The sequence below is a fragment of the Thorsellia kenyensis genome (assembly GCF_042432445.1).
GTDB classification, from domain to species: Bacteria; Pseudomonadota; Gammaproteobacteria; order Enterobacterales; family Thorselliaceae; genus Thorsellia; species Thorsellia kenyensis.
The window spans coordinates 1-11,622 of the sequence record NZ_JBHLXE010000077.1; the positions used below are offsets into that span (position 1 = coordinate 1).

Consider the following 11,622-nt stretch of genomic DNA (forward strand, 5'->3'; position numbering starts at 1 on the left):
CCTTAAGCGTTTTTAATTCAGCCGTTTGTGCATGGCTGTTTTTCTTTTCAGAACTCTCAATAAACTTCCTTTTCCAAGACTTTAATTGATGTTCAAAAATGCCTTTCATACGGCACCATTGGCTGAGTTCTTCGCCAGTTAAAGCATGAGATTCTGCAATGGCTAATAATTTTTCTTGAGCCGACCACTGTCTACTATCTGAAGAGAGTTGATTTAATTGTTCTCTATGATTTTTAAGCCAAGCATCCAAAGAGCTTTTGGATATATTGAGTTCTTTGGCTACAGCTTTAGAGACCGGTCTCCTCTATTATTAGCCAATTTAATTGCATTCATTTTAAATTCATCTGAAAATTTTGGGTTAGCCATATTTTTAAATCTCCTATTATTTAATGATAGTGTACTATAAAATTATTAACAACTATCCTAATTGATAGGGAAGGTGTTAAGTGTTGATTTATAAAAAATCAACACTTAACTAATTTTAAGCCATACAATCACGGATTTAAAAATCACCCCTTCAAAATATTGAATACGCGCCGAAGGCTATGTTTTGCTATTAAGAAGGCCATTCAGTCTCTTCCCCTCGCTTAGCAAAGCGCTTTGTTATTTCTCCATGAACAGGTGCAGAAGTCGGTAAAGTCCACCCTCCAAATTCTGTGCGTCTGTATTCATTTATTTTTTCATATAAACGATCTTTAGTTAAAGCAACAAATGGTCCATGCTGTACTATTGGTTCATAGAGAGGTACACCCTGGAGTAGAAGAAGCTTTACTTCGCCATCAATTGCAATGATAGGCAATTGGTCAAAAGAAGAATCCAGCGAAATTTTCATTGGTTTATCGATCACTACATCCCCAATTTTAACCGAGTTACCCATATAAAAATACAGGCTTCTCAGAGCATGTAGATTGTGAGCTTTAGGTAAATTAAATTGCTCTCCTTTGGCTAATGTTAAAACGGCAACCGTAAGATCAGCTTTTTCAGAACTTGCATAAGAAGCTTGCGGAGGAGTGATCGAAGCTCTATAGTGACCTAATTGGCCAGTGAACACTTTTAAGTGACTTGAGTTAACTATATCAAAGTGAGTGAATTTCTCAGCCCAATACATATTGAATGCTGCAGGACTTTCTTTAGAGCGCGCGGGTAAATTCAGCCATATTTGAAATAATTCTAAAGGATTTAATTCTGTTTTATTCAGCAACGGAAACATTTCACTATGCAAAATACCACTGCCAGTGGTTAGCCATTGGAAATCCCCTTTGCCATATCGAGCTGTTGCGCCTAATGAATCCGTATGATCAACAAAGCCCTCTTCAACTATAGTCAATGTTTCAAATCCACAATGTGGATGAGCAGGAAATCCTGGTACGGTTTCACCATGATACATGCGATATCCGTCTTTTTTAATAAAGTCACTGCCAAGATTTCTACCACTTAAATCGGCATCAGGCCCAAATTCTTCATTAGCTCTAGGATAAATGTCTTGATGATAGGCACAAAACAAAAAGGGATCATCAACAGGCCAAGGAAAATCTAAAGGTGTTAGGGCTTTAATAGCCGGGTGATATTTTGACGTCATTTTATCCTCTTACGTGTAACGTTTCTTTAAGGTTATTTTAACGATTTTTGCTTGTAAGTGACAAAACAAGTCAACGCGAAAATAACCTAACTTTTTTTAGGGTAAGTTGGTTAAAAATTATTAAAGTCCCAATCCCAAGTCTTGCTCTAACTGACTTACTTTCGATTTTAACTCTTCAAGTTGTAAGCGTTTTTCAATTTCTGAATTCGATTGAGGTGATTGGTTTACAAGTGTTTCAATTTCATTGATCTGCGCTTGCAATGATTGGCTCGAAGAAGTTTTTTGCTTGAGATTTTGTAATAAATTATTTAATCTTCCACGTGCAGCATCGTTGATTGCTTTCGCTTCACCAAACTCCATATCCTGCCTATTGAGCTCTTGTTGTAGCTCTTTCACGACTGATTTTAGCTCACTATTAAGAGCAGTCTCATCTGTCAGTTGCTTTTGCCTGTCATCTATCCTTTTTTGATATGTGCCTGAATATTGACAATTAAACTTTGTCACAAGACTGACATCACCTGAATTAGGGTCACAATCTTTTACATCAGTGGCGCAACCAGCTAAAAATGCAATAGCACTCAAACTGGCGAGTAATTTAATTTTTTTATTCATTCTGTCCTCTTATTAAGAGTAATTTAGCAATAATCGTAATATTAGTAATAATTAAGATAAACGAATAGCGGTACGTTGCTCAAATAATGAATTCAATTCGGTTTCTAATGCTTTGATTTTTTCATTCATTACTTGAATTTCTTTATCTAATTCTTTTGTATCACCTTGTTGGCTGTTGCTCAATTTATCCCACTCCATTTTCCGAGTTCTTGCATTTGTAATTGAGCTTAGGAGAAATTCTATATTAGCATCAATTGAGGCCAAATTGCGTTTAGCTGCTTCTGCATTCACACGGTTAGCTGCAATATCTTTTTGAAGGTTATCCAAGATAATTTTATTGTCATTGATGACAGATTGGTTAACCGCGGTTAAACGGGTTAAGCGCGCATTTTCTTCACGCAAGTCATTAAGGGCTGCATTCAATGCAGCCTCCTCTGTACCATATTTTTGGCGATTGTAATCAAGAAACGCATTCGCACCTACCCCTACAGTACAACCCGCAACTGCTGCAATCAGAGCACATTCAGCTTTATTGTCTGAATTACTTAATAAACAGCCCACAACGCCTGTGCCCGCACCCACCATACAAGCTTGTGTTCCGGACTCAGAAAAAAATTCAATATCTGGGTTATTAGTCAAACGCGAGTCCACATCGCTTTTTTTATTGCTGGCACATCCAGCTAAAATGATTGATAACACCACAAAAGTGGCGCGTAAAGAATAAGATAATTTTGTAGGTTGCATACCTACCTCCTTATGTAAAATATATTTAATTTATTAAAAACCTATTCACCATGATTTTTTATAGCATTCAAGGGCATATAAAATAATACCCTCTATTTTTTATAAACATAAAAATATTAAAATTAATTTATTGCGTTATTTTACAATTTTCCAACCATTGCTGTTTTGTTATTTTGCCATTATCCCAATAACCTTGTAAATGCATCCAATACGTGTCTAAATAGTTGTGTAAATTAGATTTTGAATTCGCTAGCAAACGCGTTTTCAGAATATCAATTTGCGGTTCTATTTCACTATATTTATAGGTTGCTGACATACTCACTAAAGTGTCGGCATAATAACCATTCAAAAACTCAAGTACTTCATTATGACTATCTAACTGAGATTTTCTCTTTACACACTGAGCATCATCAGGTGTTTTCGCACAGCTGTTTTCATAAATTCCCTCAAGTCTAGTGTAAAATAGCCCATCATCTTTTAATTTAGTACATAAAAAAGCCCCAAGTTGCAGTGCGGAACGAACCGCTTCATCACGTTGTTCATCGCGGGCTTGTGCATTTGCCCTCAATTCATTACGCAAACTTTCTAGTTCTTGTTTAACTTTCACATCTTCTAACTCATTTGTTATCTTAGCAAGAGAGTCTAGTGCTGTAGGAGCTAATGTTTGTCGTTTTGTCTCTTCTTCATTCTTAGGTTCTTGGTTTCCTAAAGCTAACCATGCTTTATCTATCTCTTGCACTCTCTTTGTGGACGTCATTGCAGGTGATACAATCACAAAACGAGCACCTTGGGTTTTATCCCTAACAGGCCCTTTTTCATCATAATAAGGCGATTCATTACGAAAAGCGGTTCTTAAATCGGTTAGTTGCGTTAAATAGCTTGCCCCTCGTAATATAAAGCCACCTGCTTGCCCATGTTGTCTATCCAGTTTATTCATCCTAAACGGCTCAAACATCATTTCTTGTACATTACCAATCATGTCATGAAGTCCTAATGGATTCGGCTTCAAGCGCCCGACAAGTTGGAGTTTTCCATTCGCTGATTGTGGTCCTGCAAACCAAATATATTCATTCGTTGGGCCTTGCATTGGGGGTAAGTTATCTCTAAATTCAGAAGTAGATACAGCAATTCCACCACGTGCAGCAAACTCCCATTCTGTTTCTGTAGGTAACCTTAAAAAACCTAATTGCCCATCTTCCGTAGGTAATGCTGTGGGATGTTTTTCTCTAATCCATATATTAAGAGTATCAGCAAGTTGCATTGCCTCAAACCAGCTCATCTTTGTTTTGGGCAGCATCAATTTTAAGTTGGGTTTAGGGCACTCTGTTTGCGTTATTGCTTGATATTGTAATTCAGTTAATTCATATTTAGCCATAAGGTAAAATCTTTCTGTTTTGTCTTTATCAAGAAAACTTCCAGAAATATACTCCTGACGTTTAAACTCAGCAAAACCTAATTCATTATCATCACGGCCAAGTGTAATAGCGACATCCTCTAGCGGGTTTTTAACTGCGATTGCGACTTTTCGAAAAACCATCGCACCATCACATGTAATGGGGATAATCACATCATCTTCTAGAGGCATAGGGTTATAAAATTTTTCGTCCCATTTAATCGTAAAGGATAAATCTTGGCTCTTTGCCTCAATACTCGATGAATATATATTTGTTAATAGAGCTATACCTAATAAGAAAAGAGAAGGTACATTTTTTTTAAACTTTCTTTTTTGCATTAAAATTTTATAATTCACGCAAGCTCTCCGCGGGTAAAATACGACTGGCCCGATACACCCCAATCAAAGCAACACTTATTGACAATAGAAGTGATAAACTCAGTGCGATAAGCAAATGGAACCCAGTTAACACACTCACAAAACCTTGCTGAGGTATCGCTGCCCCTAAAGTAGAATTAAAAATATAACTACCTAAATAATAGAGTGCACACGCCAAAGCAAATCCCACGGTTGTCATCATAGCAGCTTGTAACAGAATGTAAAAGCCAACCGCTTTTTTACTGAAGCCCAGTAAACGCAACACAGCTAAATCTTTCCTTTTTCTATCTATATTAGCTAAAAATGCACCTGTAAGAGAGGCGACGCAGCCAATGAAGGTTATCCAGGCAATAACTGAAAAAATAATATTAAGTACATAACTAATAGCTTGCACATTTGCTATATCCGCTTGTCTTGTTGTCGTCTCTATATTTGACGCTAAGAGCATATTTGCCAATGTATTTACATCATCTAGCGAAGAGGCGAATAACCTGAATTTAGCAAATTCTTTTTTATCCTTTATGAGGGCTGAGACTTTCTCATGATCAGTTAAAAAATCATCTATATCAGTAATATCACCATCTTTATACCGTTCTGTAACAATAAGAGTTTCTAATGAGATAAACGCTGCTGAACGATTGAAATAATTTGTTTCTAGGGTATCAACTACTTTCATTTCTTGATTCCACTTTTCCAATTGATTATTTACTTTACGACTAATAATCATTTTTATCGTTTCGCCTTTTTGGATATTCAATGTTTGTGCAGTCTTACTAGATAGAATTACTTCATTAAAATCTAAATCTCGACTCTGATGTGCTAAAAGCGGATCTCCATTTGCTGTAGGTATAATTTCAACGTTTTCAATAAAATACCGGTTATTATTCACGAAATCAGCTTGTGCGTTTAAACTCCTAGTCAAGGGGATAACAAATTCTACCTCTTTTTGAAAAGATAAATTATCTATCCACTCTTCTGAGTAATTCTTATTTCCAAGCACCACTATCTCTAGATTTCTAGGATCGCTTAAAAGTTGCTGATTTAATTGCGTAATAATTCCATGCTTTAATCCAAATAACAATAATAAGGGAGCAATAACGGACACCAACGAAAAAATAATACAGAGGGCTATTTTTTTATCGAACAATAAATCTTGGTAGGCTAAACGAACAAGCGTCATGAATGTTTTCATTATACCCTTTGATTTAATTAGCTCATTCATGGACAAATTCACTTTCATTTGAATCATTAATTCTTGCTCTTAAACCTCTGATTTGATGTTTTTTTAGTAACTGCCAATCATGGCTTACTAATAACACACTTAAATTGAGTTCTTGGGCTATGGATTTTAAAAGGTCAAATAACATATCTGCTGTATAAGGATCAAGAGCAGCAGTCGGTTCATCAGCCAAAACCAGTGCGGGCTCATGAGCAACTGATCTTATAAAGGCAACTCGCTGTCTTTCACCAATAGACAATTCATGCGGAAATTTATTTAAGAGCGCCATTAATTTCAACTCAGAGACTAATTGATTAACAAAATCCGCCCAAAGAGTTAATCCTTTTTGTTTTCTGACTAATTGGATATTATCTCTAACCGATAAAAAAGGGAGAAGCCCACCTGTCTGTAAAATAAAACCTAGTGCATTTGCACGTATTGGTGCGAGAACGAATTCTTTAAAATCAATAATCGACTCGGTTAAATCAACAAGCCTCTTATTCTTAAGAGGTAAACACAATTCAAACATTTTAAGTTGTGAGGGCTTAGAAATAAGCCCGAGTACTTCAAGTAAAGTACTTTTCCCAGAACCACTTACCCCAGTTAGGGAAACTATTTCATTTCTGTTTAGTGACAGATGTGGCAAAGAGACAGTAAAAGGAATGTCCCCTGCCGCACGAGTGACTTTTAAATCTTTAACACTCAGTATATGTGGACTAACACCCAAAGTCATGGTAAGTTTTCCAATGGAACGGGATAGACATAATCTCTCGGATCACTATCTTTTGCTAAGGGGATCCATCTATCAGTATCTTCATTGTATTTTTTATAATAATTAATTTTAGTGTTCAAACGGCGAATGAATTTTTCCTGCTCTAGCCCATCCCAGCTTTTCCAAGTTTCTTCATCTAAGCTAAGTACTTCACTTAGATAAGGTAAGTCATCTAAATATTCGCCTAATAAACCTAAATCACTTAAACTTTTTGAATTACCTTGCTGCAAAAGCGCAGGATCTTTACCCATTGTTGCAGCTAAATCCCTTAAATTTTTAAACATATCCTCAGGTGAAATTAATCCTTCATTAGCAGCATTAACAATTTTCGTCAACACATCGCTCATATCACTGAGCTCACTTTTGGTTAAAAGGACTTGCACTTCGACCGTAGGCTTGCTTTGAGCTATAATATCTCTGTCACTTATCCACGCTTGAAATATAGGAGGAGCTTGCGTCTTCTCAATTTTGCCTAAATAGGCTAACTGCATTGCATGTCCTAAGAGTGCTGTATCTTCAAGTATGGGATCATTTTTATTGTCCAGAGCTGCCGATTCAGTAGCCATTACAGCACTACCAATCGCTTTTTCTCCTTCATAAGCTAATTGAATTTGAGATTTGATCGCTTGAGACAAGCTAGTAATTTTTTGTCCAAATTCATTAACGTCACCAAGTCCAATCGGATAGTAAAGCGATTTATTAATGAAATCATTTAATGTGAGCTCAGTGTATTGTGTTTCCGCTTTAGCGTGATTATCTTTACCACTTTTTGATTTTAAATGTAGCGTATATAAAGCTACCCCCCTTCTTTTAGCTTCTTGGCGAATCTGTGCTGCATCTAGCTTAGTAGAACTTAGTTTATTGTCCCCTTCTATCGCACCAGCATCTGTTATTAAAACAATATACCTAGCACCAAATTCAGTCCAATCAATGTTTTCAAGTGCCATCATCACGCCAGCGTATGGATCTTCGTCAAATAACGTACTTGAAACAGTAGCTTCTTTAAGGGTACTGACTTTAGATAAAAAATCTGCTCCATCTTTAACTGAATTAGGATTTGCAAACATTTTAGCTGTCCACTCTAAACCTGGAACTTCTGTTGTGTTAGATCGAAAAGAAACCAATCCAAATTTCACTTGATCAAGCATATTGGCTTGCTCTATTTCTTTATAAACCGTATTGACTACTTGTTTTGTTTTATCAATATAGGGCCCCATCGAAATAGTGGAATCAATCACAAAAACAACTGATGCTGAAAAGCCTTTAAGCCTATTTGCGTTGGATTGAGTGGTATTAGGTGCATTATTTATGCTAGCAGAAACAGGAGTAGTAGGTGAATTTAGCAGAGCAGTGGACTCGTTTGCCTCACTCAAGCTTGTTTGTTTGTTTGTCGCTGAAACTGTGTTACTGGGTTTTAAGATAGGCACTCTAGTGTTTTGATTCGGTTCACTACTCTTTGCTCCCACTTCTTTTTCAACCACTTCATTGTCCGAACCTAAAGGACCGCTATTTTTAGAGACAGACGCCACATTTAAAAGTCGAGTTACAAAACCTGCCTCAGTATAAATTTCATCTGATTCAAGAACCGGAAGCAGATAAAATTGTGTGCTTTGATCAATCATAGTCTCAGGCTCTTTTGCTAATACTTCACTGATGGCTGTACCGTTAGCTAAAGCATCATAAAATGGAGTCAGAATTGCTTTCGGATCGGTAGATTCATATAGACCTTCAAGTGTCTCCTTATCTTTATAAAATAAAAGCGGCTCTCTACCAGCCGGGTTAGTTAATGCCAAAGTTATCTGCATCTTCCAATCCACCGTGCAATTTTTATCCAGCCAGCCTGATATGTTTCCATAACTATCGGGACCAACTTTTAACCAAGTCTTATCCTCTATTGTTTTTATTTCATAAGTATAATAACGACTAAAAGCTGGGATAGGTGTGCCCGCTTCTTCAATAGTAGGTTTTATTTCACAGCTAGGTGTAGTCAGAACCCGCTGATAAATACTGGTTTTACCCTCTTGTAAAAGCGGTTTTTGCTGTGAAGTGCTTTCCACTTGAGAATTCGCAGAATTATTGATTTGAGCGCTATGGGTACAAAGTGTTATGGCGCTTAATAGCAGCGCAGCTCCCATACTTGACAACACCTTTTTATTACTCAAATTAATTATCATAAATTATCACCTTTTTTATTGAATGTTTTGCATTAATTTATTTTTAATCTTTCAGTGAAATGCAATTACCTTAAGTATTTCAATCTACTAATCTTTCGATCTTTACTGTATTTTTATACTATAAATGTAGTAAAAATCATAATCAGCCGAACCAATTTATCACAAGTGAAAATAGGACTAAATTTTTCTTCATTATCACATTAAATGAAACTGAATGCATCTATCATTCTTTCATAATAAAATGGAGTATAAGCAAAAAATATTACATGAGAGTTTTGGGCTACTGTTAAATATTTCATTTGTTAAATCAAAAATCTTTTTTGTTATAGATAGATTTTCAAAAAATTTTTTTTTTATCATTTTTTTGAAAAAAAATTTTCTTTTTTCTATTTTTAACGAAAAATGTCAGAATTTCCCCCCTTCTTGGGTCCTTTAGTCAAAATTTAGGCGTAGTTAGCCTGTAATTGTTCTAATTCTTTTTAATTGTGATCACTTTTTTTCAGATTTAATACCATACAACGCATGGAAAAAATTAGCGCATTTCTTTTTAAGCCTTTACATCTAGCTTGATCATCCCTAGAAACATTTGACCTAGCCCAAAGATACTTTCTACACCGCTTCTTTTTGTGCTACAGATTCGGTTAAATGCTTTGTCTTATTTTGTTAACGACTTATTGCGATAGGCTTGCCTTAATTTTTTATTTTCAATACCTTTCGATTATAGTTATTGTGCTGTTTTCACGCTAGCATAAGCACTATCAGAATAAACCTCTATTTTATTACCTTTCAATAATTCTTCAAAGACCTGTGAATCATGTAATTTAGCTGTGGTAACGACTGCCTGAGTCACAAATCCATCTTCATCGCAGGCAATATGACCTTTAAAGCCATAGGGCGTTTTCTTTTTGTCGTCTGAGCCTATTTTCACATTATAAATCACGTCCTTATATTGTGTGTTTTTCCCAGCTTTGATTTATTGGGTCTATTGTTCAGTGCTTTTATCACTGTCGCATCTAAGATACTGACCGAACCTTTATATTCTATTATAGATTGCTCGGCGAGTTGTTGATTGATATTATCGAATAATACATTGATTGAACTCGTTTTCTAGAGTTTTTCTCAAAAACACCATATCGACGAATGGTCTGGAATCGAATTATTGAGTTCCAAACAAACAATTTGACGAAACAATAATTCACGTGCCAGCATATTCTCCATTTTATAATCACTCAAATTATGCCATTACTGTAATAAGAGAGTTTTAAACATCATATTCATTATAATAAGTAAATAAAATATAACTAAAACTTTTTTTTGTGATGTAACACTTACTTTAATCAAAAGAATTGAGGTATATTAAAACAAATTTTACTACTAAAAATAACTTATCAACTTATATTTCAAAGAGTGAGGTCCTTAATATGTCAAATACACATGAAATTAATCTTAATGAAATGATAACAGAAAGTCGCAATGACTTAACTCTATCAATTGATGAAGTATCCACTCTTGAAATGCTTGAGATAATCAATGGAGAAGATAAAAAAGTTGCATTAGCGGTTGAAAAGGTTATCCCTGAAATAGCGAAAGCTGTAGACAAAATAGTTGAAGCCTTCAAAATCGGTGGACGTTTGATTTACGCTGGTGCTGGCACTTCAGGTCGCTTGGGTATACTTGATGCCAGTGAGTGCCCTCCAACGTTTGGAACTAAACCTGAACAAGTCGTAGGACTGATTGCTGGAGGTCATACGGCAATATTTAAAGCTGTAGAAAATGCTGAAGATAATCTTGAACTGGGTAAATCCGATTTAGAGGCCCTAAATTTTAATAAAAATGATGTTCTAGTTGGTATAGCCGCAAGTGGAAGAACCCCTTATGTGCAAGGCGCAGTACAATATGCAAAATCATTAGGAGCGACTACTGTATTTTTGGGGTGTAATCCTGCTGGAATCTTAGCCTCAATGGTGGATATAAGTATAGCGCCTGTCGTAGGTGCAGAAGTTATTACGGGATCATCTCGCTTAAAAGCTGGCACAGCACAAAAACTGGTACTCAACATGCTAACCACAGGTTCAATGATAAGATCAGGAAAAGTGTATGGTAACCTAATGGTCGATGTAGAAGCGACGAATAAAAAACTGGTTATTCGCCAACAAAAAATTGTCATAGATGCGACCGGCTGTTCTGAAGAAGAAGCGATTGCTGCACTTATTCAATCTAATCGCCACTGTAAAACAGCTATTGTAATGATCTTATCGGGAGTTAATGCACAAGAAGCAAAACAGCTTTTAAAAAAACACAATGGTTTTGTAAGGCAAGCACTGAATGAAGTATTAAATCAAATATAAGAACTACTAATTTTAGGAGTATTCATTTTAAGGGAGTGACTTACTCTTCTACTTAAATTAAACAAAAATAGATAAGGATAATAAAATGGCAAAAATAAATGAAGGAATGATAAAGGAGATAATCGCACTTGTTGGTGGGGCTCCTAATATCGCAGTATGTGGTAACTGCATGACCCGTTTAAGGCTACAAGTTCACAATATTGGGCTTGTGAATAATGAGGGAGTCCCTATCAATTAGGATAGTTGTTAATAATTTTATAGTACACTATCATTAAATAATAGGAGATTTAAAAATATGGCTAACCCAAAATTTTCAGATGAATTTAAAATGAATGCCATTAAATTGGCTAATAACAGAGGAGACCGGTCTCTGAAAGATGTAGCCAAAGAACTCAATATATCT

The 11,622-nt window shown here is 35.7% G+C and carries 12 protein-coding genes; 2 read left to right on the plus strand and 10 right to left on the minus strand.

What is annotated here, in order from left to right:
• From ACFFIT_RS07055 to ACFFIT_RS07100, 10 genes are all read right to left on the minus strand, one after another.
• Positions 1-250, minus strand: a 250-nt coding sequence (locus ACFFIT_RS07055) for a transposase (protein WP_385876953.1), incomplete at its 3' end; no start/stop codon positions are given.
• A gap of 306 nt (positions 251-556) precedes the next feature.
• A complete protein-coding gene (locus ACFFIT_RS07060) occupies positions 557-1,579 on the minus strand; it encodes a pirin family protein (RefSeq protein WP_385876954.1) in 1,023 nt (340 codons plus the stop codon).
• 120 nt (positions 1,580-1,699) lie between these two features.
• On the minus strand, positions 1,700-2,191 hold the full coding sequence (locus ACFFIT_RS07065; RefSeq protein ID WP_385876955.1) for a hypothetical protein: 492 nt from the start codon (positions 2,189-2,191) through the stop codon (positions 1,700-1,702).
• Positions 2,192-2,242: 51 nt separating this feature from the next.
• A complete protein-coding gene (locus ACFFIT_RS07070; RefSeq protein WP_385876956.1) occupies positions 2,243-2,935 on the minus strand; it encodes a hypothetical protein in 693 nt (230 codons plus the stop codon).
• Positions 2,936-3,062: 127 nt separating this feature from the next.
• Complete coding sequence (locus ACFFIT_RS07075; protein WP_385876957.1) at positions 3,063-4,685, minus strand: SUMF1/EgtB/PvdO family nonheme iron enzyme; 1,623 nt, start codon at positions 4,683-4,685, stop codon at positions 3,063-3,065.
• A complete protein-coding gene (locus ACFFIT_RS07080; RefSeq protein WP_385876958.1) occupies positions 4,675-5,898 on the minus strand; it encodes an ABC transporter permease in 1,224 nt (407 codons plus the stop codon). Before ACFFIT_RS07080 ends, ACFFIT_RS07075 begins: the two co-directional genes overlap by 11 nt.
• Before the next feature lie 22 nt (positions 5,899-5,920).
• Positions 5,921-6,658 (minus strand): ABC transporter ATP-binding protein, encoded by a 738-nt coding sequence (locus ACFFIT_RS07085; RefSeq protein WP_385876959.1) that lies wholly within the window; start codon positions 6,656-6,658, stop codon positions 5,921-5,923.
• Positions 6,655-8,871, minus strand: a complete 2,217-nt coding sequence (locus ACFFIT_RS07090; protein ID WP_385876960.1) for a vWA domain-containing protein — start codon at positions 8,869-8,871, stop codon at positions 6,655-6,657. The genes ACFFIT_RS07085 and ACFFIT_RS07090 overlap by 4 nt, the downstream gene beginning before the upstream one ends.
• A gap of 724 nt (positions 8,872-9,595) precedes the next feature.
• A complete protein-coding gene (locus ACFFIT_RS07095) occupies positions 9,596-9,799 on the minus strand; it encodes a transposase (RefSeq protein ID WP_385876961.1) in 204 nt (67 codons plus the stop codon).
• Between the two features lie 191 nt (positions 9,800-9,990).
• Complete coding sequence (locus tag ACFFIT_RS07100; protein WP_385876962.1) at positions 9,991-10,104, minus strand: transposase; 114 nt, start codon at positions 10,102-10,104, stop codon at positions 9,991-9,993.
• A gap of 188 nt (positions 10,105-10,292) precedes the next feature.
• On the opposite strand from ACFFIT_RS07100, the gene murQ reads away from it, so the two are divergent.
• The gene (gene murQ / locus ACFFIT_RS07105; protein ID WP_385876963.1) at positions 10,293-11,219 is read left to right on the plus strand and encodes an N-acetylmuramic acid 6-phosphate etherase; all 927 of its coding nucleotides are present in this window, start codon (positions 10,293-10,295) and stop codon (positions 11,217-11,219) included.
• A gap of 85 nt (positions 11,220-11,304) precedes the next feature.
• The gene (locus ACFFIT_RS07110; protein ID WP_385876964.1) at positions 11,305-11,457 is read left to right on the plus strand and encodes a PTS transporter subunit EIIB; all 153 of its coding nucleotides are present in this window, start codon (positions 11,305-11,307) and stop codon (positions 11,455-11,457) included.
• Positions 11,458-11,622 lie beyond the last annotated feature (165 nt).